Below are 25,553 nucleotides of genomic sequence, written 5' to 3'. Positions count from 1 at the left end.
GGCACACTCGGGCGAGGGGCCGCCGAGCCCGCGAGGAGGTGCGCCGATGGCGAACAAGGGTGCGGACCGGGTGGCCGGACCGCCGCCGACGGTCGCCGCGCCGGCCGCCATCCGCAACGTGGCCGTCGTCGGGCACAGCGGCGCCGGCAAGACCACACTCGTCGAGGCGCTGCTGTACCGGGCCGGCGCGATCACCCGCATGGGTGACGTCGCGGCCGGCACCACGATCGGCGACAGCGACCCCGCCGCCATCGCGCAGGGCCGGTCCACGACGCTGTCCTGCGCCCCGCTCCGGCACGGCGACATCAAGATCAACCTGCTGGACACCCCCGGCTACGCCGACTTCGTCGGCGAGCTGCGCGCCGGCCTGCGCGCCGCCGACGGGGCGCTGTTCGTCGTCTCCGCCGACACCGGCGTGGACATCGCCACCGCGACGCTGTGGCAGGAGTGCGCCGCCGTCGGGATGCCGCGGGCCATCGCCGTCACCCGGCTGGACCACCCGCGCGCCGACCCGGACGAGACCGTGGCGCTGTGCCAGCGGGTGTTCGGCGGCGAGGACGGCGCCGGCGACGTCCTGCCGCTGTCCGTGCTGCTGCCCGACGGCGGCGTGCACCAGCTCGTCACCGACGCCGTCCGGGCGGGCGCCGACACCCGGCCGGCCACCGCCGCCGAGCGGGCCGCCGCCGCGGAGGCGCGGGCGCAGTTGCTCGAGGCGATCATCGCGCAGAGCGAGGACGAGGGCCTGATGGACCGGTACCTCGCCGGCGAGCCGGTCGACCCCGCCGTGGTCACCGCCGACCTCGAACGGGCCGTGGCCCGCGGCCACTTCCACCCGGTCGTCCCCGCCTGCGCCGCCACCGGCGTCGGCCTGGACGGGCTGCTCGACCTGCTGGCCAGCGGCTTCCCGTCGCCGCTGGAGCACGCGCTGCCGCCGGCGGCGGCGCCCGACGGCACGCCCCGGCCGCTGACCTGCGACCCCGCCGGGCCGCTCGCGGCTGAGGTGGTCAAGAGCACCGTCGACCCGTACCTGGGGCGGGTGTCGCTGGTCCGCGTCTTCTCCGGCACGCTGCGCCCGGACCGCGCCGTGCACGTCGCCGGCCACGCCCCGGCCGGGCGCGGCGACGGCGGGCACAGTAACGGCGGACCCGGTGCCGGGCACGACGACGACGAGCGGGTCGCCCACGTGTACGCGCCGCTCGGCCCGCACCTGCGCGAGATCCCCGCCGGCATCGCCGGCGACCTGTGCGCGATCGCCCGGTCCGGCAGCGCCCGCACCGGCGACACGATCGCCGACCGGTCCGACCCGCTGCTGGTCGCGCCGTGGGAGCTGCCCGAGCCGCTGCTGCCGGTCGCCGTCCGGGCCGGCAAGCGGACCGACGAGGACGCGCTGGCCCGCAACCTCGCCCGGCTCATCGTCGGCGACCCGACCATGCGGCTGGAGCGCGCCGCCGACACCGGCCAGCTCGTGCTGTGGTGCACCGGCGAGGCGCACGCCGACGTCGCGCTGCACCGGCTGCGCGCCGGCGGGGTCGCGGTCGAGACCGAGCCGGTCGTCGTACCGCTGCGGGAGACGTTCGAGCACCCCGCCCGCGGGCACGGCCGGCACGTCAAGCAGACCGGCGGGCACGGCCAGTTCGCGGTCGTGGACCTGCTGGTCGAGCCGCAGCCGCGGGGTACCGGGGTCAGCTTCGTGGACAAGATCGTCGGCGGCGCAGTACCGCACGCGTACGTGCCCGCGGTCGAGCGCGGCGTCCGGGACAAGCTCGCCGCCGGCATCGCCGGCCATCCGGTCGTCGACGTCCAGGTGACCCTGGTCGACGGGCGGGCGCACAGCGTCGACTCCTCCGACGCCGCGTTCCGCGCCGCCGCCGCGCTGGCCCTGCGGACGGCGGCGGCCGAGGGCGGGATCACCCTGCTGGAGCCGGTCGACGCGGTCACGATCCGGGTGCCGGAGGCGCTGCTCGGCGCGGTCATGGGCGACCTGTCCGGCCGCCGCGGCCAGGTGCTCGGCACCGACGTCGACCCGGCCCGCCCGGACCTGGCGGTCGTCCGGGCGGAGGTGCCGGCGCGGGAGCTGCTGCGGTACGCGGTCGAGCTGCGCGCGATGACCTCCGGCGCGGGGTCGTTCAGCCGGGCGTTCGCCCGGTACGAGCCCGCGCCGGCCCCGGTCACCGCCACCCGCTGACCGCCCGCCGCCGCGCGTACGGTGGCGGACGTCGTACCGACCGGCGCGGGCCCGGCATCGCCGCCGCGCGGGCCCGGCGGCGATGCCGGGGTCGGGCGGCGGCGGAGCGGGTCAGCGGCGGGCGAAGTCCGGGGCGTGCTCCGGGCGGAAGCCCACCCCGATCAGGTACGCCGGCACCACCGAGAGCTGCGGCACCCGCCGCACCAGCCCCAGCACCGGCGCCGGCGGCCCGGCCCGGCGGCCGTCCAGGATCGGCACGACGAACGCCCGGTGCATCAGCCGCTGGAGCCGCTGCACCAGCACCGTCGGCAGGAGCCGCCGCTCGCGCACCCGGGCCAGCTCGGCGCCGGTGGCCGTACCCCGGCGCAGCGGCCCGGCCAGCAGCGTCGCCGCCGCCACCGCGTCCTGCACGGCCAGGTTGATGCCGACGCCGCCGACCGGGGACATCGCGTGCGCGGCGTCGCCGATGCACAGCACCCCCTCGGCGTGCCAGCGCGGCAGCCGGTTGAGCCGGACGTCGAGGTGCTTGACGTCGTCCATGGACTTCAGCTCGTCCACCCGGTCGGCCAGCCACGGGTACAGCTCGGCCACGTCGGAGCGGAACGCGGCCACCCCGCGCGCCCGCAGCTCGGCGTCCGTCCCCTTGCGGGCGACGTACGCGATCTGGAAGTAGTCGGGCCGCGGGATCGCCACCGCGAACCGCCCCGGAGCGGCGGCCGGCGCGAGCCCGGACCCGTCGTCGCGGGCGTGCCGGGGCAGCCGGAACCACCAGGCGTCGATCGGCACCGGGTACTCCTCCGGCACCAGCCCGGCCTCCCGGCGCACGGTCGACCAACGCCCGTCGCAGCCGACCACCAGGTCGGCGCGCAGCTCGCCGGTGCGCCCGTCCGCCGTCCGGTACGCCACCCCGTGCACCCGGCCGGGGCTGCGCAGCAGGCCGGTCACCTCGGTCTCCATCCGCAGCGTGAACGCCGGCTCCGCCCGCCCGGCCGAGGCCAGCAGGTTGAGCAGGTCCCACTGCGGGACCATCGCGATGTACGGGTGCGGCACGTTCAGCCGGCTCAGGTCGGCCACCCGCACCAGCCCGCCGCCGCTCAGCGGGAACCCCACCTCCCGCACGTGGCTCTGCGGCAGCGCGGCGAACCGCTCGCCGAGTCCCAGCTCGTCCAGCAGGGTCAGGGTGGAGGGGTGCACCGTGTCGCCGCGGAAGTCGCGGAGGAAGTCGGCGTGCTTCTCCAGCACGGTGACCTCGACCCCGGCCCGGGCGAGCAGCAGCCCCAGCACCATCCCGGCCGGCCCGCCGCCGGCCACCACACATGTCGTCCGCTCGCTCATCGCCACCGTCCTCGCCGGGGTACGCGCCGCACGCCGACACCGCGCCGGAGTTCAACGCGTGATGAATACCGGCAGCCTAACCCGCGCCGCCACCCGGATTCATCCCCCGCCGCCGGCCGATTGCGCGACACCCGTCACGCGCCGGCGCTCCACTGTGCCCGTTTCCGATGATCGACAGCACACCCCGTAAGGCATCCTAGGAAGATGGGTTACCTGCCGACAGCGCGCGCCCGCGGCGATGGCGGGGCGTGGCGATGTCGGATCCGGGCGGGCGCCCGGCGGCTCAGGCCGGGCCGGGGCCGGGGGGCCAGGCGGCGGCGAGCAGGTCGCGGGTGTCGGTGAGGAGCTGCGGCAGCACCTTCGTCCGGCCCACGATCGGCATGAAGTTGGCATCCCCGCCCCACCGCGGCACCACGTGCTGGTGCAGGTGCGCGGCGATCCCCGCCCCCGCCACGCTCCCCTGGTTCATCCCCAGGTTGAACCCGTGCGCCCGGCTGACCGACCGCACCACCCGCATCGCGGTCGCCGTGAACCGGGACAGCTCGTCGGTCTCCGGGTCGGTCAGGTCGGTGTAGTCGGCGACGTGCCGGTACGGGCAGACGAGCAGGTGGCCGGGGTTGTACGGGTACAGGTTCAGCACCGCGAACACGTGCGCGCCGCGGGCGATCACCAGCGACTCGTCCTTGGCCTCGTCCGGCGCGCGGCAGAACGGGCAGCCGGGCCCCTCGCCGGCGTCGGCCGGGCGGTTCTGCCCCTTCAGGTACGCCATCCGGTGCGGCGTCCAGAGCCGGTCCAGGCCGTCGGGCTCACCGGTGGTCATGCCACACCGGCGCCGCTCGCCCCGGCGGCGGACCCGGCCGGTTCGGGCTCGGCCGGTACGGGATCGGCTGGGGCCGCCGGGCCGGTGTTGACCCGGGAGCGGACCACCTCGACGACGTGGGCGACCGCGTCGTCGAGCGGGACGCCGTTGCGCTGGGAGCCGTCCCGGTACCGGAACGACACGGTCCCGGCGGCGACGTCCTCCTCGCCCGCGATCGCCATGAACGGGATCTTCTGCTGCTGGGCGGTCCGGATCTTCTTCTGCATCCGGTCGTCGCCGGTGTCCACCTCGGCCCGGATGCCCTGCTCGCGCAGGCGGGCGGCGAACTCGGCCAGGTACGGCGCGTGGTCGTCCCGGATCGGGATGCCCACCACCTGCACCGGCGCCAGCCAGGCCGGGAAGGCGCCGGCGTAGTGCTCGGTGAGGATGCCGAAGAACCGCTCGATGGAGCCGAACAGCGCCCGGTGGATCATGATCGGCCGCTGCCGGGTGCCGTCGGCGGCCTGGTACTCCAGGTCCAGCCGCTCGGGGGTGTTGAAGTCGAGCTGGACGGTCGACATCTGCCAGGTCCGGCCGATCGCGTCGCGGGCCTGGACGGAGATCTTCGGCCCGTAGAACGCCGCGCCGCCCGGGTCGGGGACCAGCTCCAGGCCGGACGCCTCGGCGACCTCGCGCAGCGTGTCGGTGGCGATCTCCCACTGGGCGTCGTCGCCGACGTACTTCTCCGGGTCCTTGGTGGACAGTTCGAGGTAGAAGTCGTCCAGGCCGTACGCGGCCAGCAGGTCGAGGATGAAGCGCAGGGTGCCGGCCAGCTCGTCGCGGAGCTGCTCGGGGGTGCAGTACAGGTGGGCGTCGTCCATGGTCAGCCCGCGCACCCGGGTGAGGCCGTGCACGACCCCGGACTTCTCGTACCGGTACACGGTGCCGAACTCGAACAGCCGCAGCGGCAGCTCCCGGTACGACCGCCCGCGGGACCGGAAGATCAGGCTGTGGAACGGGCAGTTCATCGGCTTGAGGTAGTACTCGGCGCCCTCGACCTCCATGGGCGGGTACATGCCGTCGGCGTACCACTGGAGGTGGCCGGACGCCTCGAACAGGCTGCCCTTGGTGACGTGCGGGGTGTTGACGAACGAGTACCCGGCGCGCTCGTGCGCCTCCCGCGAGTAGTTCTCCAGCTCCCGCCGGATCACCCCGCCCTTGGGGTGGAACACCGGCAGGCCGGAGCCGATCTCGTCGGGGAAGGAGAACAGGTCGAGGTCGCTGCCCAGCTTGCGGTGGTCGCGCCGGGCGGCCTCGGCGAGGAGCTGCTGGTACGCCTTGAGCGCGTCCCGGGTCGGCCAGGCGGTGCCGTACACGCGCTGGAGCTGCGGGTTCTTCTCGCTCCCCCGCCAGTAGGCGGCGGCGCTGCGGGTCAGCGCGAACGCCCCGATCAGCTTGGTCGACGGCAGGTGCGGGCCGCGGCACAGGTCGCCCCAGCAGCGCTCGCCGGACTTGGCGTCCAGGTTGTCGTAGATGGTCAGCTCGCCGCCGCCGACCTCCATCACCTCGGCGTCGTCGACGTCGCCCTTGAGGTCGACCAGTTCGAGCTTGTACGGCTCGTCCGCCAGCTCGGCCCGGGCCGCCTCCAGCGAGTCGAACCGGCGCCGGCGGAACCGCTGCCCCGCCTTGATGATCTCCTGCATCCGCTTCTCCAGCCGGCGCAGGTCCTCGGGGGTGAACGGGGTGGGCACGTCGAAGTCGTAGTAGAAGCCGTCCCGGATCGGCGGGCCGATGCCCAGCCGGGCCTCGCCGAACAGGTCCTGCACGGCCTGGGCGAGCACGTGCGCGGTGGAGTGGCGCAGCACGTCCAGCCCGGCCGGCTCGTCGATCCGGACCGGGGTGACGGTGGCGTCGGCCTCCGGGGTCCAGTCGAGGTCGCGCAGGGTGCCGTCGGTGTCCCGGACGACCACGACGGCGCGGGCGCCGTGCAGGGGCAGGCCCGCCGCGGCGACCGCGTCGGCGCCGGTCGTACCGGCCGGCACGACGACGGGTGCGTCGGCGGGCGGTACGGTCGGCTGCGCGGCTGGGGACACGACGACTCCTCGGTGTGCGACGGACGCCGGCCGGTCCGCCGGCGCGGCCGGCGCACGAGGGCGTGCACCGCCCCCCGATGCTATCGGCCGCCCCGGCCGCGGTCGCACGAGTACCGGCGCCGGGCGGGTCGGGGCGATCCGGGCCGCACCCCGGCCGGGCGGATCGGCGAGGCGCGCCGCCCGGCCGACCGAAGATCGACACATTCGCACCCATTCACCACGAGCGGGTCCCGGGTTCCGGCTCATCGGGGGGTCTGCACGGGGCCGTCGAGGCACTACGGTGCTTGCATGGCCTCGCTACTTCTCGTCGAGGACGATCACGTCGTGCGCGGCGCGATGCAGCGGTCGTTGACCGACCGCGGCCACGCCGTGCACGCCGTCGGCACCGCGCTGGAGGCGCTGCGGCGCGTCGCGGGCGGGGCGCCGGACCTGGTCGTCCTCGACCTGGGCCTGCCCGACCTGGACGGCTCCGACGCGCTGCGGATGCTGCGCGGGGTCACCGACGTACCGATCATCATCGCCACCGCCCGCGACGACGAGCAGGCCATCGTGCGGCTGCTGCGGGCCGGCGCCGACGACTACATGGTCAAGCCGTTCACGGCGGCGCACCTGGAGGCGCGGATCACGTCCGTCCTGCGCCGCGCCGGGCGGACCACCCGGCAGTCCCCCACCAGCCACCGCATCGGGCCGCTGCACGTGGACGTCGGCCAGCGGCTGGCCGCGCTCGACGGGGAGCCGCTTCAACTCACCCGCAAGGAGTTCGACCTGCTCGCGTACCTGGCCGCCCGCCCCGGCCAGGTGGTGTCGCGGCGGGAGTTGCTGGAGGAAGTATGGCGCCAGCCGTCACTCGGCGAGGACCAGACGATCGACGTCCACCTGTACTGGCTCCGCCGGAAACTGGGCGAGTCCGCGGCCAAGCCCCGGTTCCTGCACACCGTGCGGGGGGTGGGCTTTCGGTTGGTGGCGCCGGCCTGAGGCTGACCGTCGCCGCGGCCATGCTGGCCCTCGGCGCGGTCACGGCGCTGGCCACCGTCGTCCCGGTGGTGCTGCTCGTCGACCACGGCGTGCGCACGTCCGCGCTGGGCGACGCCGGCGCGCGGGCCGCCGGGGTCGCCGGGGCGCTGCGGGCCACCACGTCGGACGCCGCGATCACCGACGCGCTGCTGCGCGCCGGTGACGGCGTGTGGCTGCACCGGTACGACGACCGGGCGGTCGAGGGCGCCCGGGCCACCGGCGAGCTGTTGGAGCGGGCGGCCGGCGGCGAGGACCCGCTGGTCGTGGACGTGACCGACGGCGCGGTGCACCTGCTGCCCGTCCGGGTCGGCGAGCGGACCGCGGTGGTCGAGGCGTTCGTACCGGCCGACCGGCTGGCCGCGGGCGGGCCGCGGGACTGGCTGATCGGGCTGGCCGTGCTCGCGCTGCTCGGCGGGTACGTGTACGCCGGCGACCTGCTCGCCCGCCGGGTGACCCGGCCGACCCGCGCGCTACGCGCGGCCGCGCTGGCCATCGGCGACGGGAACCTGGCCGCCCGGGTGGCCCCGACCGGGCCGCGCGAGCTGGCGGAGGCGTGCGGGGCGTTCAACCGGATGGCGGACCGGCTGGCCCAGTCCCGGACCAACGAGCGCGAGCTGGTGGCCGACCTGTCGCACCGGCTGCGCACCCCGCTGACCGTGCTGCGGCTGGACGCGGACACCCTGGTCGGCGACGAGCCGGTGGGCAACTCGCTGGACACCGGCGAGCTGTTCCTCGGCACCGAGGAGGAGGCCGACCGGCGGCGCACGCTGCGCCGGATCCGGCAGGCGGTGGCGACGCTGGAGCAGGAGATCGACGTCCTGATCCGGACCACCCGGCAGGTGGTCGCCGACGAGCCGCGCCGGGACGACCAGTTCTGCGACGCCAGCGAGGTGGTGCGGGACCGGATGACGTTCTGGTCCGCGGTCGCCGGCGACCAGGAGCGCCCGTGCGCGGTGCAGGGCACGCAGCGGCCGGCGCCGGTGCGGGTGTCCCGGACCGAGCTGGTCGCGGCGCTGGACGCCGTGCTGGGCAACGTGTTCCGGTACACCGCGCAGGGCACGCCGTTCGAGGTCGCGGTGTCCCGCCGGGACGGGTACGTGGCCGTCCGGGTGGACGACGGCGGCCCCGGCATCGCCGACCCGGACCGGGCGCTGCGCCGCGGCGCCAGCGACACCGGCTCGACCGGGCTGGGCCTGGACATCGCCCGCCGGGCGACGCTCGCGGCGGCCGGTTCGGTCAGTGTGGACCGGGCCCGGCTCGGCGGGGCGAGCGTGGTGATGCTGTTCCGCGACGCCGAGGCGGCGGCCCCGGTGCCGAACCGGTTCGGCCTGGTCGGGCGGCTGGCCGGCGAGCCCGGCGGCACCCTGTGGGCGCGGCAGCGGCGGGGCTGACCCGGCCGCGCCACCATGCGCCCGGCGCAAGATTTCCTTAGGCCAGGGTTAAGAGTGTTCCGGTCGCCGGACGGGCTGACTAATGTTCGGTTCAATCCCATCCGGTTCCTTCCGGACGCAGGCCCGCAGTGCATCCCCCAGATTGCCGGTCCGGAATGAGCCTCCGCGCGCGGTGGGGCGAGGCAGCCCCCACAGCACCCGCCCCGCCGCGCGCACACCCTTCGGAGTCGGGGAGGTCCGGTCGTCGTGCCCGTTCGGCAGGTGGCGCCACCGTCGGTCCGTCCCCGCCGCCCGGTCCGGCGGGCCCGCCGCCGCCGGCACCACGGCCGGCTGGTGGTCATCGGCACCGTCCTGGGCTTCGCCGTCACCCTCGCCGTCGCCCCCGACCTGCTCGGCGTGCGGACCGCGCCGCCGCGGCCGGTCGGCGCCGCGCCGCCGGACAACCCCCGACTGGGCCTGGTGTACCGCGAGCTGACCCCGGCCGGCGAGCGCGCCCCGTGCGTCGGCGGCTACGAGGTCACCGACCGCCGGACGTGCACCGCCGGCCCCGACCCCGCGCCGCCGGGCGTCGACCCCGCCGGGACGGTCCCGCCGATCCGCCCGGCCGCGCCGGTGCCGGCCCTGCCGGCCCGCGACGACGCGCCCCCGCCGCGGGCCCGCGAGCTGCTCGCCGAGGTCGGCGCGCTCGCCCCCGACGACGCCGCGCCGGGCCTGGCCAGTGATGGCGCGTTCGGCCTGCGCGACGGGCTGGCCTGCCGCGACGACGGGCGCGCCGGCCGCCGGGTGCAGGTGCTGTACGCGTACGAGGGCAGCAGCCGGTTCGCCCGGTACCGGGAGTCGTTCCGGGCGTGGGGGCTGGCCGCGCAGAGCCGGGTCCGGGAGGCCGCCGACAGCGGCCCGGTCCGCTTCGTGACCACCGGCGACTGCCGGCTGGACGTGCGCGAGGTCGCGCTGCCGGCCGGCGCCCTGCGCACGTTCACCCGGACCGTGGCCGCGCTGCGCGCCGCCGGCTACGACCGCACCGACCGCAAGTACCTGCTGTTCGCCGACGCGCACACGTACTGCAGCATCGCCACCGCCGCGGCGGACGCGGACAAGCGCGGCCCGGCGTACGGCCGGGTGGACGCCGGCTGCTGGGGCGCCCCGGTCGCGGCCCGCCAGCTCACCGCCGTCCTGACCGCGACGGGCGCGGCCGGCGACGTGGCCGGCAGCGCGTTCGTCGTCCGCGACGCCGCCGCCGGCGCCGCCCCGATACCGGCGGGCCCGGCGAGCACGCCGCGCCCGACCCCCGCCCCGACCCTGCCGTCCCCGCCGCCGGGCCCGGCCCCCACCGGCTCCGCGGGCGCGGCGGCCCGCCCGCGGACCCCGGCGCCGGAGCCGACCGCCACCCCCACGGCGTCGCTGGGCCGCGCGGTGCGCGCCGCCGACACCGGCCCCACCGGCACGACCCTGAGCTGGCCCGCCGGCCCGCGCGGCGTGCGCTACACGGTCCTGGTGGACGGCAAGGCCATCGCCGCGACGACCGCCACCGCGGTCCGCCTGGTCGGCCTGCGCGCCGACCGCGAGTACGACGTCCGCGTCTGGGTTCCCGAGCGCGGCAGCACCCTGCGCCCGCACACCGACCCGCTGGCCCTGCGCGTCCCGCCGGCCCCCGCCCCGCCGGCGACCGGCGCCACCGGCCTGGTCGACGCGCTGACCGGCGGCGCGGCCGAACTGGCCGCCGGCCGCCCGGGCGGCCCGGTCCTGCTCGGCGGAGCCGAGACCCTGGCTGCCCAGACCTGGAAACTGCGCCCCGCCGCCGGCACGGCCGTCCAGCTCGTCGCCGCCGACGGCCGGTGCCTGACCCCCCGCGGTGGCGCCGTCGCGGGGGCGGTCCTGGTCACCGCGCCCTGCGCCGGCGAGCGCGCCCAGCAGTGGCGCCTGCGCCGCACCCCCTCGGGCGTGGCGGTCACGTCGGCGGCGGCCCCCCTGGTGCTGGGCATCGCCAGCGCCCGCTTCGGCGACGCCCGCCTCCTGACCCTCCAGGAAGACCGCGACTTCCGCAGCCAACGCTGGCTCCCCACACCCCCCGCCTGACCACCGCCCCCTCAGCACCCGAGCCCGGACACCGAGCCACCCCACCCGGAGCACCCGGACCACCGGCTGGACAACGCGCGGACCCCGACGCTGCAACCACGCCCGTCAGCGCCAGCACATCGCCGGCACCGCAAGTTCCCGGTCGAGAGCCCTACGCCCGACCACCCGCACGCGCGCCACGGCGTGAAGCGGGAGGGGGCGGGTGCCCGGCAGGGGATCAAGCCTGACCGCCCCTGTCGGGGCACCCGCCCCCTCCCGCGCCCACCCCACCCTCGCGCCCACGCCGCGCCCACAGCAGCCGCGGCAGCGCCGTCCCTCAGGACGTGAGCGCCGCCAGGTGAGCCGCCTGCTCGGCGAGCAGCAGACGCTTCGCCGGCTCCGGCAGGAACGAGGCGCGAACCGCGTTCCCCGCCAGCGCCGTCACCCCCGCCGCGTCGAGCCCGAGCAGGTCGGCCGCGATCCCGTACTCCCGGTTCAGCGTCGTACCGAACATCGGCGGGTCGTCGGAGTTGATCGTGACGAACAGCCCCGCCTCGACCATCCGCGGCAGCGGGTGCGCCGCCAGCTCCGGCACCGCCCGGGTCCGCACGTTGGACGTCGGGCAGACCTCCAACGGGATCTGCCGATCCCGCAGGATCGCCAGCAGCTCCTCGTCCTTCACGCAGTCGATCCCGTGCCCGATCCGCTCGGCGCCCAGGTGGTCCAGGGCGTCCCGGATGGACTGCGGGCCGCTCGTCTCGCCCGCGTGCGGTACCGAGCGCAGCCCCTCGGCCCGGGCCCGGTCGAAGTACGGCGCGAACTGCGGCCGCGGCACCTCCGGCCCGCCCAGCCCGAAGCTGATCAGCCCGTCCGGCCGGTGGTCCAGCGCGATGTCCAGGGTCGCCTGCGGCGCCTCCGCCTCGAGCCCGCCCGGGATGTCGAAGCACCAGCGCAGGACCAGCCCCAGCTCGGCCTCGGCGGCCCGGCGGGCGTCCTCGACGGCGGCGCAGTACTCGGCCGCCGGGATGCCCCGGTGCGCGTGCGAGAAGGGGGTGAGGGTGAGTTCGGCGTACCGGACCCGCTGCGCGGCGAGGTCGCGGGCGACCTCGTAGGTGAGGGTGCGCACGTCCTCGGCGTCGCGGATCAGGTCGACGACGCTCAGGTACACCTGGACGAAGTGGGCGAAGTCGCGGAACGCGAAGTAGTCGGCGAGCAGCGCCGGGTCGGCCGGTACCCGGGTGCTGCCCTCGTGCCGGGCGGCCAGCTCGGCGACGATCCGGGGCGAGGCCGAGCCGACGTGGTGGACGTGCAGCTCGGCCTTGGGCAGCCCGGCGATGAACGCGGCGAGGTCGGTCACGGGGTCTCCTCCACTGTGGCGGCGCCGCCGACGCGAGCGGCGATGAAGACGCGGCGGAACGGATAGTGGACCACGCCGCCCTCGACCGGGTACGCGGCGGCCAGCCGCTCGCCGAGCGCGGCCCGGTACGCCGCCCAGTCCGCGTCGTCGGTGAGCGCGGCCCGGACCGGGCGCAGGCCGGTGCCCTCCAACCAGGTCAGCACCGGGTGCGGCGCGTCGGCCGGGGCGGGCAGGACGTGCACGTACGTCGTCTCCCACGCGTCGGCGGCGGCGCCGGCGGCGTGCAGCAGCCGGGCGTACGCCAGCGGGTCGGCGACCGGGCGGCGGACGGCGACGGCGGCGAGCCGCTCCCGCCAGCGCGGCAGCGCGGCGACCGCGCGCACCGCGACGTGCGCGGGGGCGTCGTGGCTGCCGGGCACCTGGACGGCGAGCCAGCAGCCGGCCGGCAGCGTGCGGGCCCAGCGGGCGAGCAGCTCCTCGTGGCCGGGCACCCACTGGAGGACGGCGTGGCAGACGAGCAGGTCGAGGTCGGCGGGCGGTTCCCAGGTGCGCACGTCGCCGGGGTCGAAGGCCAGGCCGGGGTGGTCGGCCCGGGCCCGGGCGACCATCGCGGGGTCGGCGTCGACGCCGCTGACCGCGGCACCGGGCCAGCGGCGGGCCAGCTCGGCGGTGAGGTGGCCGGGGCCGGCGCCGAGGTCGACGATCCGCCGGGGGTCGGTGAGCGGCAGCCGGGCGAGGAGTTCGGCGAACGGGCGCGAGCGCTGGTCGGCGAACTGGAGGTAGAGCGTGGGGTCCCACATGGGCGGCTCCTGAAACCGTACGTACGTCTTACATTACTTCCTCGCGATGGTCACCCAGAGTTATCGTCGCGCTGCAACCTGTAGCCGTTACGCTGCGGGCGTGGAGAAGCGCGCGATACCCCGGATGGCCACCGACGTCAGCGTGATCGGCATCGGCACCTCGCAGCACGGTGGCGACTGGGGGCCGGTCGACGACGACCGGGCCGTCGCCACGATCACCGCGGCCGTCGACGCCGGCGTCACGCTGATCGACACCGCCGACACGTACGGCGCGGGGCACTGCGAGCGGCTGATCGGCCGGTACCTCGCGGACCACCCGCTCGCCAACGTGGTCATCGCCACCAAGATGGGCGGCGGCGAGCCGCTGTCGGCGTACCACCTGGACAGCTTCCGGGCCTGGACCGACCGCTCCCGGGCCAACCTCGGCGTCGAGGTGCTCGACCTCGTGCACCTGCACTGCCCGCCGCCGGAGGTGTACCTGTCCGACGAGGTGTTCGACGCGCTCGACATCCTCATCGACGAGAAGCGGATCAGCGGGTACGGCGTCAGCGTGCGGAGCTGCGCCGAGGGCCTGTCGGCCATCGCCCGGCCCGGCGTGGCCAGCATCGAGGTGGTGCTGAACCCGCTGCGCCCCAAGGCGATCGAGTGCGTGCTGCCCGCGGCGCAGGAGGCCGGCGTGGCGGTGCTCGCCCGGGTGCCGCTGGCCAGCGGGCTGCTGTGCGGGGCGTACCGGGAGGACACCCCGTTCGCCGCCGACGACCACCGGTGCGCGGGGCGCCGGGAGGACGTCGACGGCGAGACGTTCGCCGGCCTCGACTACCACATCGGCCTGGCCGCGGTGCGGGCGCTGGAGTCGGTCGTCCCGCCGGGGGTGGCGATGGCGCAGTTCGCGCTGCGCTGGATCGTCGACCAGCCGGGCGTCACCGCCGTCATCCCCGGCGCCCGGACACCCGCGCAGGCGCGCGCCAACGCCGCCGCGGCCGACCTGCGGCCGCTGCACATCGACGCGCAGGCGCGGATCGCCGAGGTGTACGACGAGCTGGTCCGGCCGCAGGTCCACCACCGCTGGTGAGCCGGGTCAGGGGCGGGCGATCCGGACCACGATGCGGTCGGCGTCGGCGCTCTGCAGCGTGGCCTGGAAGCCGCCGACGTCCACCGCCTGCTGGCCGACCCTGAGGTTGGCCTGCTGGCCGGCGACCTGGATGGTCACCTGGTCGCCCTGCACGCTGACCACCCGCGCCTCGACGCCGAGGATGCTGGCGCTCGCGTTCACCCCGTTGAAGGTGACCGTGCACGAGTTCAGGTCGCAGCTCGTGTCGGAGTTGTTGCCGCCGCAGCCGGCGAGCGCGCCGACGGACAGGGCCAGGGCGGCCAGGACGAGGGCGGGACGCCGCCTGCCGGTACGGGAATTCATGCGGCCAGAGTAACGTGCACTGTCATGGACATTACGGTCACCGAGGAGCCGGACCGGCAGCGCTTCGTCGCGCACGACGGCGCCGAGCGGGTCGGGGTGCTGGACTATCAGGTCCGCGGCGACGTGCTGGCCCTCACCCACACCGGCGTGGACCCCGCGCGCCGGGGCGGCGGCATCGCCACGGTGCTGGTGACCCGGGCGCTGGACGCCGTCCGGGACAGCGGCCGGCGGATCGTGCCGGTCTGCCCCTTCGTCGACCACGTGCTGCGCCTGGAGCCGCGGTACGCCGACCTGGTCGCGGGCGACCGGGCACAGTGGAGCGGCCCCGCCGGCGACTGACGCCGGTCGGGTGGTCCGCCCCCGCCCGCCGGGCGGCCCGAGCGGGCCCGTGCGAGGGTGGAGGGCATGACGGACAACGGTGCACGCGATCAGTGGGGCTTCTCCGACGGGGAGTGGAGCCTGCTCGTCGGCCTGCCGGAGGCGGTGGTGACCGCCGCCGCGGCGATCGAGCCCGACAGCGCCCGCCGCTCGCGCGCGGAGAGCGCCGCCGGCCACGAGGTGATCTCGGCCGGGCGCGAGTCACCGAGCCCGCTGGTCACGGCGATCGCCGTCGCCCTGCTCGGCCGGGTCGGCGACCCGGAGGCGGGCGAGGACCCGCTGACGATCACGCCGCCGGACCCGGAGCTGGCCGCCAGGGACACCATCGACCGGGCCCGGGTCGCCCGCGCGCTGCTGGCCGACCGGGTGGACGAGGGCGAGCGCGGGGCGTACACGCACTGGCTGGTCTCGGTAGCGGACGCGGTGATCGGCGCGGTCCGCAGCGGCGGCGTGCTGGGCGTCGGCGGCGAGCGGGTGACCGACGCCGAGCGGCGGTTCCGGGACGAGCTGGCGGCGGTCTGCGCCGACTGACCCAGCCGGTCCGCGTGTCCCGGTCGGGCTCTCGGTCCGGCCGGCCGCGCCGGTGTCGTCAGGCGTCCACCGGGGCGCGGTCGGGTTCCGGCAGCGCCGCGGCGGCCCGGTCGGCGTCCGGCGCCGCCGGGATCCGGTCGTCCGGCGCCGCGGCGGCGGGCAGGGCGGCGGTGTAGACGCCCGCGAGCTGGGTGGCGCAGCGGGTCCACGAGTAGCAGTGCCGGGCCCGGTCCAGCGCGGCGGTGGCGTACGACATGCGGCGCACGTCGTCGCGCAGCATCCGGCGGATCGCCGCGCCCAGCGCCCGCGGCGAGCCCGCCGCGACCAGGTCGCCGGTCAGCCCGTCCACCACCGCGTCGACGAGCCCGCCCACTGCGGTCGCCACGATCGGCACGCCCGAGGCCATCGCCTCCAGCACCGGCGCGTGCCGGGTCGGGGTGCGGGCGGGGCAGACGACGACGTCGGCGGAGCGGTACCAGGCCGGCAGGTCGGCCGGCGGCACCGGCGGTACGGCGACGAACCGGTCCGCGACGCCCGCCGCCGCGGCGACCCCGGCCAGCCAGGCGGCGTCGTCGGCCTCGGCGCCCAGCGCCACGCACTCCGCGCCCGGCACCAGCCGCAGCGCGGCGGCCAGGTCGGCGTGCCCGTGCTGCGGCGCCGGCCGGCCGACCACCAGCAGCCGCGGGACGTCGACGCTGCGCGGCGCGACCGGCCCGGACGGATGGAACCGGACGGGGTCCACGCCGGGCGGCACGTGGCTGATCCGGCCACGCGGCACACCCCAGCGGACCAGCGTCTCCAGCTCGGCGCCGCTGCCGACGACGACCCGGTCGGCGAGCCGGCCGAGCGCCCGGCTGATCCGGGCCCGCTCCGCGTCGGCGGCGACGGCGCCGCCGAACGCCTGGATCACCGCGGCGCCGCGGTCCCGGGCGGCGCTGATGCTGGCCCGGCCCGCCCGCCAGCCGAGGGCGTGCACGACGTCCGGCGCCCAGTCCCCCAGCGCCCAGTGGGTCGCCAGCCAGCCCGCCGCGCCGGCCTCCGGCGCGGCGCCGTCACCGGTCTCGACGGTGCGGAAGGCCAGCCCGCCGCCGAGCCGCCGGCCCTCCGGCAGCGCCGGGTCGTCGCGGACGGCGTAGAGCCGCACGTCGTGCTGCAATCCCGCCAGCGCGGTGCCCAGCTCACGCAGCCGCGCCGCGTCGCCCGCGCGCCGGCCGGGCCGCGGGTCGAGCACGTCCCCGGCGCTGATGTTGCTGCTGACGATCGCGATGCACGGCACTCCCCCGACTGCCCCGGGCGGCCGGAAATAAACATGAACCGCCCATCCGCGTCGCCCGGGTACGGCACCGGGCGCCCGCCCGCGTCGGCCATCGGGGCGGTCGCGCCGGCCGGGCCGGGCCCCGGGACGAGGCCATATAGATGTGTCGGAATACGTTGCGGTCCACTAGAGTGCCGACGTGGCACAGCAGCGACCGTCCGAGACCACCGACCGGATCCCCCGGCAGCGCACCGCCCGATCGCGCCGCCCCGGCCGTACCGGCGACGCCCCGCAGACCGCCCCCGGCGGCCCCCTGGCGCGGCTGCGGGCCCTGCCCGCCCGCACGCTGGTCGGGGCCGGCGGGGTCGCCGCGGCGGTGCTCGCCGCGGGTGTCCTGCTGCTGCACCCCACCGACAAGGCGGCACCGCCGGCGCCGGCCGGCCCGGCGGACGGGTCGATCCCGATCGCGAAGGCGTGGCCGGGCGTGCGGGTCTCGGCGCCGTTCGCCGGCAACCTCGACGACAACGCCACGTTCACCCCGCGGCTGTTCGTGAACGCCGACCTCGCCGTCGGCATGGCCCGCACCCCGGACGGCGAGACGCACCGGATCATGCTGCGCCGGGCCGACGGCGCCGCCACCGAGGTCCGCCGCATCCCCGCCGCGATCGACCCGATCTTCAACGGCTTCACCGTCGCCGACCCCGGTACGGTCGTGTTCGCCGAGTCGTACAGCGAGAAGGGCTCGTTCGTCACGACGATCTGGCGGATCGACCTGGCCACGGGCAAGCCGAGCGTGATCACCACGGACACCGGGAACGCGACGTTCCGCAAGAGCGCGTACGACCTGGTGGTCGCCGAGGGCAAGGTGCACTGGCTGACCGGCGGCAACATCAAGTACATCCCGGCCGAGCTGCGCTCGGTCCCGCTCGGCGGCGGGAAGGTGACCCGGCAGAAGGTGCCGACGCTGCTGTCGCTGTCCACCTGGCCGTACCTGACGTCGGCCGAGTCGGCGATCTCGGTACCGGCGAGGATCTACGACAGCAAGAAGCGCACCGAGCGCACGGTCAGCACCACCCCCACCGAGTCGATCAAGTGCACGCCGGCCTGGTGCCGGGTGGGCGTGTCCGGGCCGAACGGGCTCAGCCGGGTCGACGTCATGCGCCCGGACGGCACCGGGCGGGAGCGGATGGCCGGCCCGGTCGGCACGGTGATGAACGACGTGGCCGTCGCCGGGCGGTTCGAGCCGTTCAGCATCCCCGAGGACCCGATGACCGGGACGATCACGCTGCGGCTGTACGACATCAAGACCAAGCAGGTCATCGAGGTGGCCCGCGGGGCGGCGGTGGTGGAGTCGCAGGGCACGATGCTGTGGTGGGCGCTCGGCGAGCCGGGCCGGCAGTACACCTGGCACACCGCCGACCTGGCGGCCGTCCCGGCCTGACCCGATCCGTCCCGCCCGGACCGGTCCATCCCGCCCGGACCGGTCCATCCCGCCCGGACCGGCCCGGTGCGGCGGGCGGCGGCCGCTACCCAGCCGCACCCGTTCGGCACGGGGCGGACACCCCCGGGGCCGCCAGACTACTGGGCATGCCAACTGACGCACGCTTCCTGAGCACCCGCCAGCGCCGCTGGGCGTGGGTGGGCTTCGTGCTGCTGTCGCTGCACGCCCCCGTCGTCGCGCGCCTGCTGCCGGACGCCTCGTGGCTGCTCAGCATCTGCGTCGCGGGCCTGCTCGCCGTCGTCCTGCTGGCCGACGACGAGGCCGGGCGCGCCGCCCGGCGGATGGCCGCCGACGAGGCCGCCCGTACCGCGAAGGAGACGTCCTGATGTCGGCCCACGGCGACGAGGCGACCCGCCCGGCCGAGCCGCAGCCGGACGCGGCGGCCGAGCGCGCCAGCGGCGTGTCCCGGCTGGTCAGCGGGCTGCTCGGGGTGTTCGGCGGCCGGGCCGCCACGCGCACGGCGCGCACCGCCCTCACCGACCTCATGGACACCATCGGCCACCGCGGCCTCGCCGCGGCCGAGATCGCGCCCGGCCTCGGTGCCGCGATCGACCAGCACGCCGCCGCCGTCCGGGACAGCCTGGCCGGCGACACCGTGCCGCTGACCGCCTCCGCCCTGGCCGGCTACGCCCGCGGCCTGCGCGAGTCCGCCGCCGGCCACGGCTGGCGGGTGCCGGAGGGGCCGGTGGACTGGACCCGGGCCGACTGGGTCTGCACCCGGCTGCTGGCCGTGTGCGCGCTGCACACCGCGCTGGCCTGAGCCACGACGCAGCACGAGGGCGGGACCCCCACCGGGGTCCCGCCCTCGTCGCGTGTCAGCGGCCGGCGCTGCCGCTCTCGTGGATCACGCCGGCCCCGTCGCCGGCGGCCGCCGGCGCGGCCGCGGTGGCCCCGGAGCGGTCCGCCAGGCGCCGGTCCAGGTCGTCCCGGGCGCTGCGGTACCCGCGGCCCTGCTCCATCATCGCCCGCGACTCGTCCTCGGCCCGCTGGAGCCAGCCGTCCCAGCGCTGGGACATCGGCTTGATCAGCCCGCCGCCGATGCCCACGATGGCGATGCCGGAGATCGTCGCCAGGGCGGCGATCATGACGGAGTTGGTGACCGTGACGGCGATGCCGACCTGGTTCAGCGCGGCGATGACGCCCATGGCCAGGATCGCCACCCGGGCGATGCCGCCGAGCAGCCGGCCCGAGGAGAGCCCGCCGAGCGAGCCCTGGATCAGGTCGCCGGCGCCGCTGGCGATCGCCCCGGCGACCAGCACGATGACGATCGCCACGAACGCCCGCGGCAGCCAGGCCACGACGTCGTTGATGAGCGCGCTGACCGGATTGGCGCCGAAGACGCCGAACGCGAGCTGGAGGGTGAACAGCAGCACGGTGTAGTAGGCGAGCCGGGCGAGGACGTCGCTGGCGTCGTACCGGCTCCGCTGCATCGCCCGCCCGATCGCGCCGCGCGCGACCAGCCGGTCGAAGCCGATCCGCTCCAGCCCGGCGTCGAGCAGGCGGCGGAGCACGCTCGCCACGATCCAGCCGGCCGCCAGGATGACCACGAACATGATGGCCTTCGGGGCGATGTTCGCCACTGAACGCCACATATCGGTCATGGCGGCGCTGATGTCACCCATGTGAACCTCCTTCACCTCGGCCTCTGGCGCCAGAGTTACCCGCGGTGTGGACATTCACACGTCCCGTAACAACAAGCGCGGCCACCGTGAATACGGTGGCCGCGCTCGGTGGCTGGTGCGCCGGGGGTCAGACCCGGCCGAAGACCTGCACCCAGTACGGGGTGCCGGTGCGCGAGTACGCCATGCCGGTGCCGACCGACCGGGCCGCGCAGTTGACCATGTTGCGGCGGTGCGGCGGGCTGTTGCGCCAGGCCAGGAAGGCCGAGCGGCCGTTCGGCTGGCCCCAGGCGATGTTCTCGCTCATCGGGGCGCGGTAGCCGGCCCGGCGGGCCCGCTGGACGAACGTGCCGGTGCGGGGGCTCACGTGGTTGAAGTAGCCGCGGGTCGCCATGTCCGCCGCGTGCCGCTGCGCGGCCAGGTTCAGCGTGTTCAGCGCCCGGACGGGGCGGCAGCCGCTGCGGACCCGGTACGCGTTCAGGTAACGCAGCGCGCTCGCCCGCTCGGTCTTGGCCTTCGCGGCCCGGGCGGCGGCGACGGTGACCGCGGCGGCGGGCGAAGCGGGCGCGGTCAGCAGACCGGCGCCGACGATGGCGAGCAGGACGGGCACGATGATGCGGCGAAGAGCGGTCACCCGCGGTTCCCCCTTGAGAGCTGGCGAGCCGCTGCGGTGAAGTCCGCTGCGGCGGTGGCGCCATTCCCATCGGCGATCCGCTGAGGTGCCCGAGTGCCGGCATGGTGGCCCTCGGTAGCAGGGGGGTTACCGGCGGCCCGGCCGGCCGGTCGTTACTGGCTGTACTGGCTCACCAGTGCCGTCAGGGCCGAGACCACCGGCTCCACGTCCTCGGGGATGCTGCCGTCGGTCACCCGCAGGCTGCGCCCGCCGACCGTCAGCGTGTAGTGGAAGCCGTCGGCCACCCCGCCCGTGGCGCTGGGCTGGCTGTGGGCGCCGAGCCGGGCCGTCTTGATCACCCGGCGCAGCTCGGCCACCTCCTCGGGCTTCAGCTCGCCCGTGCGGGTGGGGCTGTTGCGGACCGCGAGCTGGTACCGGCCGCTGTCCAGCACCGTGAACCGGTCGTCCACCCCGGCGAGCCCGCCGGTGCGCTGGTACTCGATCAGCCGCTCGCCCGTGGGCAGCGGCGCGCTCGGGGAGCCGGGGGACGTCGGGGCGGTCGTGCCGGGCGTCTCGGTGGGCCGGCCGCCGGCCGTACCCCCGTTGTCGTCGCAGCCCGCCAGCATCGCCAGCCCGACCATCGCGGTCAACGCCGCGCTGAGCACTCGCATCGTCCTGCCTTCCACTCGCCGGATCGCCGCGGCCGGGCGCACCGCCCGCCACCGCATGCCGTACCCGAACCTAGTCACCTCCACCGATAGACGCACGGCGGCGGCGCGCGGTTCGCCCCCGATCGCAGTTACCCTCCGCCACGTGCGTGTCACCGAACCCCGGCGGCGCCGCCCCGCCCCGGCCGCCCCGATGCCGCCAATCGTGGCGACCGTCACATCAGCACCCCATGCGGGCACCATTGGTCTGTCCGGCGGAAACCCGGCGGTGTAACGTACGCTCGCCGCGACCTTGAGCGGACGCCGGGAGCAGCCGAGCCGGGGCGCTTCCGGGCGTCTCCACGTCGGGACCCCACCGGCCGTGGTTACGGTGAGCACAGGCCCTTCAGAGACCAAGAACGGACGGCGGGGAGCGTAATGACCAATTTCACGCTTGAGCACCCGGGCGGGCAACTGCCGCTGGAGGTCCGGCCGGCGGTCGAGGGCCCGCCCGGCCTGGAGATCGGCAAGCTGCTCTCGGCGACCGGGCACGTCACCCTGGACCAGGGCTTCGTGAACACGGCGTCGTGCACCTCGGCGATCACGTACATCGACGGCGACGCCGGCATCCTGCGCTACCGCGGGTACCCGATCGACCAGCTCGCCGCCGAGGCCAGCTTCCTCGAGGTCTCGTACCTGCTGATCTACGGCGAGCTGCCGAACCAGACGCAGCTCGACGAGTTCACCAACCGCATCCGCGTGCACACGCTGCTGCACGAGGAGATGCGCCGCTTCTTCGACGGCTTCCCGCGCGACGCGCACCCGATGGCCGTGCTCTCCTCGGCGGTCAGCGCGCTGTCCACCTTCTACCAGGACAGCCTCGACCCGTTCGACCCCGAGCAGGTCGAGATGTCGACCGTCCGGCTGCTGGCCAAGGTGCCGACGATCGCCGCGTACGCGCACAAGCAGTCGATCGGCCAGCCGCTGCTGTACCCGGACAACCGCCTCGGGTACGTGGAGAACTTCCTCCGGATGACCTTCGGCGTGCCGGCGGCCGAGTACGAGATCGACCCGGTCTTCGCCAAGGCGCTGGACATGCTCCTGATCCTGCACGCCGACCACGAGCAGAACTGTTCGACCTCCACCGTCCGGCTGGTCGGCTCCTCGCACGCCAACCTGTTCGCCTCGGTCTCGGCCGGGGTGAACGCGCTGTTCGGGCCGCTGCACGGCGGTGCCAACCAGGCCGTCCTGGAGATGCTGCACAAGATCCACGAGAGCGGCGACAGCGTCGACGCGTTCGTCGACCGGGTCAAGAACAAGGAGGACGGCATCCGGCTGATGGGCTTCGGCCACCGGGTGTACAAGAACTACGACCCGCGGGCGACGATCATCAAGCAGGCGGCGCAGGAGGTCCTCGGCCGGACCAGCGGCAACGACCCGCTGCTGGACATCGCCATGCGGCTGGAGGAGGTCGCGCTCGCCGACGACTTCTTCGTCAGCCGCAAGCTGTACCCGAACGTCGACTTCTACACCGGCCTCATCTACAAGGCGATGGGCTTCCCGGCGCAGATGTTCACGGTGCTGTTCGCCCTGGGCCGGCTGCCCGGCTGGATCGCCCAGTGGCGCGAGATGATCAGCGACCCGGCCACCAAGATCGGCCGTCCGCGCCAGATCTACACCGGCGCCGCGGAGCGGGAGTTCCTCCCGCTGGAGAAGCGCTGACCCACCGCCGCACCACGCGTCCCCGCCCGCCGGTCACCACGACGGCGGGCGGACCCGCATCCGGCGGCGGTCAGGAGGCGGTGGCGATCGGGGGGAGGTTGGAGATCACCCGGGCGTAGCCCTCCAGTTGGCGCGCGGAGATGTTCACGCCCAGGCCACGCAGCTTGACCTGCATGTCCGCCGTGATCTGCTCCACGGATTGACCCGCGTGCGAGGGCAGCATCATGCCCACGACGCGCTCGATCCGTACCGCGAGGTGCCGCTGCACAGCCGAACCCACCCCGGACTCGAAGCGGATCTCGGCCACTCGGTTGGCCTGATCATTCATACCTGTGACGGTAAGAAAACCGATGCCCATCGGTAAACCCTCCGCGGGCCGGTGCAACGCCGTCGCAACCCGACTGCACCGCGGCCGACCGAATGGCCGACAGCAGCGACCCGACGGACGCGCGTTCAACCGCCGGCCGCCGGGACCCCGACGGCGACCGGGCGCGACCCGCGCGTGAACCGCGGGTCGCGCCCGGCCGGCGCGGTGCCGTGCGGGCGTCAGCGGCCGAGCCGGCGGGCGACGGCGGAGATCAGCCGGTCCAGCTCGGAGCCGAACGGGTTGTCGTGCACCAGGTACGTCCAGGTCGCGCTCGGCCGCACCAGCTCGGCCTGGTCCGGCTCCCAGCCGTCGGAGAGGTCCAGGTCGGCGAAGGTCGCCGTGGTCCGCTCCTCGACCTCGGGGACGAGCTTGGTGAACGCCGGGACCGCCGACCGGTGGAACTCGTCCAGCGGGTCCAGCCGGCCCAGCGCCCGCAGGTGCACGCCCTCGCGGATCTCGGTCAGCTCGGCCAGGTGCTCGGTCCACAGCCGGTCCAGGTGGTACAGGGCGATCGACCGGCCCGCCGCCGACAGCACCTCGGGGTCGATGTCGGCGACCTTCTCCGGGAACTTCTCGGTCAGCATGACCGCCGCGACCTCGCTGGTCAGCAGCCGCTCGCGCCGCTCGGCCAGGGCCCGGCGCTGCTGCTCGACCACGACGCTGTACCGCCAGGTGTTGCGGTGGATCTCGAAGTTGACACCCTCGGCGACGCGCTGGGCGTGCTCCACGGCGTAGATCGCCCGCTCGTCGGTGACCAGGCCGTCGGACTGCATCTCCGGCGACGGCGGGATGACGTCCGCGGCGTGCTTGACGATCAGCTCGTCCTCGAGGCTCACGAAGAACACCGAGCCGCCGGGGTCGCCCTGCCGCCCGGCCCGGCCGCGGAGCTGGTCGTCGATGCGCCGGCTGTCGTTGCGGCCGCCGCCGATGACGAACAGGCCGCCCAGCTCGGCGACCCGGTCCCGGTCGGCGGCGTCGCTGCCGCCCAGCCGGATGTCGACGCCGCGCCCGGCCATCTGGGTGGAGACCGTGACCGCGCCGTACTTGCCGGCCTCGGCGATGATCGCCGCCTCCTCGGCGTCGTTCTTCGCGTTCAGCACCACGCAGTCGATGCCGGCGTCGGCGAGCGCCTTGGCCAGCCGCTCCGACTCCTTCACGTCGAGCGTGCCGATGAGCACCGGCCGGCCGGTCGCGTGCTGCTCGGTGATCTCGGCGACCAGGTACTCGTCCTTCTCGGCCCGGGTGGCGTAGAGGCGGTCGGGCTGGTCCTCGCGGATGTTCGGCGTGTTGGGCTCGACGACCGCGACCTCCAGCTTGAAGAACTCGCGGAGCTGGTCGCCGACGAGCACGGCGGTCGCGGTCATGCCGCACAGGTGCTCGTACAGCGCCACGAACGCCTGCACGGTGATCGTGCCCAGCACCTCGCCCTCGGCGGTGGCGGCCAGGCCCTCCTTGGCCTCGACGGCGGCCTGCAGGCCGTCCGGCCAGCGGCGGCGCTGGGCGACCCGGCCGCGGAACTCGTCGATCAGCTCGACCCGGCCGTCCCGGACCAGGTAGTCGACGTCGCGCTTGAGCAGGGCACGGGCGTGCAGGGCCAGGTTGATCGCGGTCAGCTCGGCGACGTGCGTGTCGTCGTACAGGTCGACGCCGCCCATCTCCTCCTCCAGCGCGGCGAGGCCCTTGTCGGTCAGGGCGACGCTGCGGCCATCGTCGGCGACGGTGAAGTGCAGGCCGCGGCGCAGGCCCCGGACCAGCTCGGCGGCGGAGTGCACCGGGTCCTGGTCGTCCTGGACGGCGCCGGCGAGGATCAGCGGCACCCGGGCCTCGTCGATGAGGATCGAGTCGGCCTCGTCCACGATCGCGGTCCGCCGCTCGGTCTGGACCCGGTCGGCCACGTCGGTGACGAGCTGGTCGCGGAGGAAGTCGAAGCCGGCCTCGGAGACCGAGACGTAGGTGACGTCGGCGGCGTACGCGGTCCGGCGCTCGTCGGGGGTGCACGCCTCGGTGACCCAGCCGACGGTGAGGCCGAGCAGGTCGTAGATCGACTTCATCCACTCCGCGTCGCGGCGGGCGAGGTAGTCGTTGACGGTCAGGATGTGCACCGGGCCGTTGCCCTTGCGGACGTGCCCGAACGCCGCGATGGCCGCCGTCAGCGTCTTGCCCTCGCCGGTGGCCATCTCGGCGACCCGGCCGCCGAGCAGCGCCATGGCGCCGAGGAGCTGCACGTCGTACGGCCGCTCGCCGATGGCCCGCTGCGCGGCCTCGCGCCCGACGGCGCAGATCTCCACCAGGTCGAGGGCGGCACCGGCGCGCTCGGTCAGCGCGGCGTCGTCCAGCTCGCCCAGCTCGGCCTCGAGGGCCTCGATCGCCGGCAGGTGCTCGCGCATCGGCGAGAGCTCCACCGTGGTGCCGGGGCGCTGGAGCATCCGCCGGACCTTGCTTCGGATCAGTTGCGACACACCCATCAGAAATACCTA

At 75.5% G+C, this 25,553-nt stretch carries 23 protein-coding genes; 11 read left to right on the top strand and 12 right to left on the bottom strand.

Annotated elements, in window-relative coordinates; genetic code table 11:
* The first annotated feature begins 46 nt into the window (after positions 1–46).
* Entirely contained in the window at positions 47–2,185 is a 2,139-nt protein-coding gene (locus IEY94_RS07280; RefSeq protein ID WP_189169252.1) for an elongation factor G-like protein EF-G2, read from the top strand.
* A gap of 111 nt (positions 2,186–2,296) precedes the next feature.
* Here the strand turns inward: IEY94_RS07280 and IEY94_RS07275 are convergent, their stop codons facing one another.
* From IEY94_RS07275 to thrS, 3 genes are all read right to left on the bottom strand, one after another.
* A complete protein-coding gene (locus tag IEY94_RS07275; RefSeq protein WP_189169251.1) occupies positions 2,297–3,520 on the bottom strand; it encodes an FAD-dependent oxidoreductase in 1,224 nt (407 codons plus the stop codon).
* A gap of 283 nt (positions 3,521–3,803) precedes the next feature.
* A complete protein-coding gene (locus tag IEY94_RS07270; protein ID WP_189169250.1) occupies positions 3,804–4,340 on the bottom strand; it encodes an HIT family protein in 537 nt (178 codons plus the stop codon).
* On the bottom strand, positions 4,337–6,412 hold the full coding sequence (gene thrS / locus IEY94_RS07265) for a threonine--tRNA ligase (RefSeq protein WP_229783390.1): 2,076 nt from the start codon (positions 6,410–6,412) through the stop codon (positions 4,337–4,339). The genes IEY94_RS07270 and thrS overlap by 4 nt, the downstream gene beginning before the upstream one ends.
* Before the next feature lie 288 nt (positions 6,413–6,700).
* Between thrS and IEY94_RS07260 the strand changes: the two genes are divergently transcribed.
* The 3 genes from IEY94_RS07260 (at position 6,701) to IEY94_RS07250 (ending at position 10,893) form a co-directional block, all read left to right on the top strand.
* Positions 6,701–7,387: a response regulator transcription factor gene (locus tag IEY94_RS07260; protein ID WP_189169248.1), complete on the top strand. Its 687-nt coding sequence runs from the start codon at positions 6,701–6,703 to the stop codon at positions 7,385–7,387.
* Between the two features lie 20 nt (positions 7,388–7,407).
* Positions 7,408–8,817, top strand: coding sequence for a sensor histidine kinase (locus IEY94_RS07255; RefSeq protein ID WP_189169247.1), 1,410 nt, complete (start codon positions 7,408–7,410; stop codon positions 8,815–8,817).
* A gap of 246 nt (positions 8,818–9,063) precedes the next feature.
* On the top strand, positions 9,064–10,893 hold the full coding sequence (locus IEY94_RS07250) for an RICIN domain-containing protein (RefSeq protein WP_189169246.1): 1,830 nt from the start codon (positions 9,064–9,066) through the stop codon (positions 10,891–10,893).
* Between the two features lie 316 nt (positions 10,894–11,209).
* Here IEY94_RS07250 and IEY94_RS07245 read toward each other — a convergent pair whose 3' ends face one another.
* Together IEY94_RS07245 and IEY94_RS07240 are read right to left on the bottom strand one after the other, a co-directional pair.
* Positions 11,210–12,229, bottom strand: coding sequence for an adenosine deaminase (locus IEY94_RS07245; RefSeq protein WP_189169245.1), 1,020 nt, complete (start codon positions 12,227–12,229; stop codon positions 11,210–11,212).
* The gene (locus tag IEY94_RS07240) at positions 12,226–13,029 is read right to left on the bottom strand and encodes a methyltransferase domain-containing protein (RefSeq protein WP_189169244.1); all 804 of its coding nucleotides are present in this window, start codon (positions 13,027–13,029) and stop codon (positions 12,226–12,228) included. The genes IEY94_RS07245 and IEY94_RS07240 overlap by 4 nt, the downstream gene beginning before the upstream one ends.
* A 100-nt stretch (positions 13,030–13,129) precedes the next feature.
* Between IEY94_RS07240 and IEY94_RS07235 the strand changes: the two genes are divergently transcribed.
* A complete protein-coding gene (locus tag IEY94_RS07235) occupies positions 13,130–14,101 on the top strand; it encodes an aldo/keto reductase (protein ID WP_189169243.1) in 972 nt (323 codons plus the stop codon).
* A 6-nt stretch (positions 14,102–14,107) separates the two neighbouring features.
* On the opposite strand, the gene IEY94_RS07230 is transcribed toward IEY94_RS07235, so the two are convergent.
* A complete protein-coding gene (locus IEY94_RS07230; RefSeq protein ID WP_189169242.1) occupies positions 14,108–14,443 on the bottom strand; it encodes an LSm family protein in 336 nt (111 codons plus the stop codon).
* 24 nt (positions 14,444–14,467) lie between these two features.
* Here IEY94_RS07230 and IEY94_RS07225 point away from each other — a divergent pair, with 24 nt between their 5' ends.
* Both IEY94_RS07225 and IEY94_RS07220 read left to right on the top strand, forming a co-directional pair.
* Positions 14,468–14,782 (top strand): GNAT family N-acetyltransferase, encoded by a 315-nt coding sequence (locus IEY94_RS07225; protein ID WP_189169241.1) that lies wholly within the window; start codon positions 14,468–14,470, stop codon positions 14,780–14,782.
* 66 nt (positions 14,783–14,848) lie between these two features.
* Positions 14,849–15,352: a hypothetical protein gene (locus IEY94_RS07220; protein WP_189169240.1), complete on the top strand. Its 504-nt coding sequence runs from the start codon at positions 14,849–14,851 to the stop codon at positions 15,350–15,352.
* A 58-nt stretch (positions 15,353–15,410) separates the two neighbouring features.
* On the opposite strand, the gene IEY94_RS07215 is transcribed toward IEY94_RS07220, so the two are convergent.
* Entirely contained in the window at positions 15,411–16,628 is a 1,218-nt protein-coding gene (locus IEY94_RS07215; protein WP_189169239.1) for a glycosyltransferase, read from the bottom strand.
* A 178-nt stretch (positions 16,629–16,806) separates the two neighbouring features.
* Here IEY94_RS07215 and IEY94_RS07210 point away from each other — a divergent pair, with 178 nt between their 5' ends.
* The 3 genes from IEY94_RS07210 (at position 16,807) to IEY94_RS24150 (ending at position 18,868) form a co-directional block, all read left to right on the top strand.
* Positions 16,807–18,048: a hypothetical protein gene (locus IEY94_RS07210; RefSeq protein ID WP_189169238.1), complete on the top strand. Its 1,242-nt coding sequence runs from the start codon at positions 16,807–16,809 to the stop codon at positions 18,046–18,048.
* Between the two features lie 146 nt (positions 18,049–18,194).
* Positions 18,195–18,434: a hypothetical protein gene (locus IEY94_RS07205; RefSeq protein ID WP_189169237.1), complete on the top strand. Its 240-nt coding sequence runs from the start codon at positions 18,195–18,197 to the stop codon at positions 18,432–18,434.
* Entirely contained in the window at positions 18,434–18,868 is a 435-nt protein-coding gene (locus IEY94_RS24150) for a DUF6401 family natural product biosynthesis protein (protein WP_306341594.1), read from the top strand. Before IEY94_RS07205 ends, IEY94_RS24150 begins: the two co-directional genes overlap by 1 nt.
* A 55-nt stretch (positions 18,869–18,923) precedes the next feature.
* Here the strand turns inward: IEY94_RS24150 and IEY94_RS07195 are convergent, their stop codons facing one another.
* From IEY94_RS07195 to IEY94_RS07185, 3 genes are all read right to left on the bottom strand, one after another.
* On the bottom strand, positions 18,924–19,730 hold the full coding sequence (locus tag IEY94_RS07195) for a mechanosensitive ion channel family protein (protein ID WP_189169236.1): 807 nt from the start codon (positions 19,728–19,730) through the stop codon (positions 18,924–18,926).
* Positions 19,731–19,857: 127 nt separating this feature from the next.
* A complete protein-coding gene (locus IEY94_RS07190; RefSeq protein ID WP_189169235.1) occupies positions 19,858–20,361 on the bottom strand; it encodes a CAP domain-containing protein in 504 nt (167 codons plus the stop codon).
* A 152-nt stretch (positions 20,362–20,513) separates the two neighbouring features.
* Positions 20,514–21,011: a protealysin inhibitor emfourin gene (locus IEY94_RS07185; RefSeq protein ID WP_189169234.1), complete on the bottom strand. Its 498-nt coding sequence runs from the start codon at positions 21,009–21,011 to the stop codon at positions 20,514–20,516.
* Between the two features lie 414 nt (positions 21,012–21,425).
* Between IEY94_RS07185 and IEY94_RS07180 the strand changes: the two genes are divergently transcribed.
* A complete protein-coding gene (locus tag IEY94_RS07180; protein WP_189169233.1) occupies positions 21,426–22,709 on the top strand; it encodes a citrate synthase in 1,284 nt (427 codons plus the stop codon).
* 70 nt (positions 22,710–22,779) lie between these two features.
* Here IEY94_RS07180 and IEY94_RS07175 read toward each other — a convergent pair whose 3' ends face one another.
* Together IEY94_RS07175 and secA2 are read right to left on the bottom strand one after the other, a co-directional pair.
* A complete protein-coding gene (locus IEY94_RS07175; RefSeq protein ID WP_189169232.1) occupies positions 22,780–23,037 on the bottom strand; it encodes a hypothetical protein in 258 nt (85 codons plus the stop codon).
* A 218-nt stretch (positions 23,038–23,255) separates the two neighbouring features.
* Positions 23,256–25,541: an accessory Sec system translocase SecA2 gene (gene secA2 / locus IEY94_RS07170; protein ID WP_189169231.1), complete on the bottom strand. Its 2,286-nt coding sequence runs from the start codon at positions 25,539–25,541 to the stop codon at positions 23,256–23,258.
* Positions 25,542–25,553 lie beyond the last annotated feature (12 nt).

This window comes from Pilimelia anulata (assembly GCF_014647895.1).
Classification (GTDB): domain Bacteria; phylum Actinomycetota; class Actinomycetes; order Mycobacteriales; family Micromonosporaceae; genus Pilimelia; species Pilimelia anulata.
This window is presented reverse-complemented; position numbering and strand designations above follow the sequence as displayed.

Coding starts and splice junctions, on each gene's coding strand:
- IEY94_RS07280 (WP_189169252.1), top strand. CDS start 47: ATGGCGAACAAGGGTGCGGACCGGGTGGCCGGACCGCCGCCGACGGTC.
- IEY94_RS07275 (WP_189169251.1), bottom strand. CDS start 3,520: ATGAGCGAGCGGACGACATGTGTGGTGGCCGGCGGCGGGCCGGCCGGG.
- IEY94_RS07270 (WP_189169250.1), bottom strand. CDS start 4,340: ATGACCACCGGTGAGCCCGACGGCCTGGACCGGCTCTGGACGCCGCAC.
- IEY94_RS07260 (WP_189169248.1), top strand. CDS start 6,701: ATGGCCTCGCTACTTCTCGTCGAGGACGATCACGTCGTGCGCGGCGCG.
- IEY94_RS07255 (WP_189169247.1), top strand. CDS start 7,408: ATGCTGGCCCTCGGCGCGGTCACGGCGCTGGCCACCGTCGTCCCGGTG.
- IEY94_RS07240 (WP_189169244.1), bottom strand. CDS start 13,029: ATGTGGGACCCCACGCTCTACCTCCAGTTCGCCGACCAGCGCTCGCGC.
- IEY94_RS07230 (WP_189169242.1), bottom strand. CDS start 14,443: ATGAATTCCCGTACCGGCAGGCGGCGTCCCGCCCTCGTCCTGGCCGCC.
- IEY94_RS07225 (WP_189169241.1), top strand. CDS start 14,468: ATGGACATTACGGTCACCGAGGAGCCGGACCGGCAGCGCTTCGTCGCG.
- IEY94_RS07220 (WP_189169240.1), top strand. CDS start 14,849: ATGACGGACAACGGTGCACGCGATCAGTGGGGCTTCTCCGACGGGGAG.
- IEY94_RS07205 (WP_189169237.1), top strand. CDS start 18,195: ATGCCAACTGACGCACGCTTCCTGAGCACCCGCCAGCGCCGCTGGGCG.
- IEY94_RS24150 (WP_306341594.1), top strand. CDS start 18,434: ATGTCGGCCCACGGCGACGAGGCGACCCGCCCGGCCGAGCCGCAGCCG.
- IEY94_RS07195 (WP_189169236.1), bottom strand. CDS start 19,730: ATGGGTGACATCAGCGCCGCCATGACCGATATGTGGCGTTCAGTGGCG.
- IEY94_RS07185 (WP_189169234.1), bottom strand. CDS start 21,011: ATGCGAGTGCTCAGCGCGGCGTTGACCGCGATGGTCGGGCTGGCGATG.
- IEY94_RS07180 (WP_189169233.1), top strand. CDS start 21,426: ATGACCAATTTCACGCTTGAGCACCCGGGCGGGCAACTGCCGCTGGAG.
- IEY94_RS07175 (WP_189169232.1), bottom strand. CDS start 23,037: ATGAATGATCAGGCCAACCGAGTGGCCGAGATCCGCTTCGAGTCCGGG.
- secA2 (WP_189169231.1), bottom strand. CDS start 25,541: ATGGGTGTGTCGCAACTGATCCGAAGCAAGGTCCGGCGGATGCTCCAG.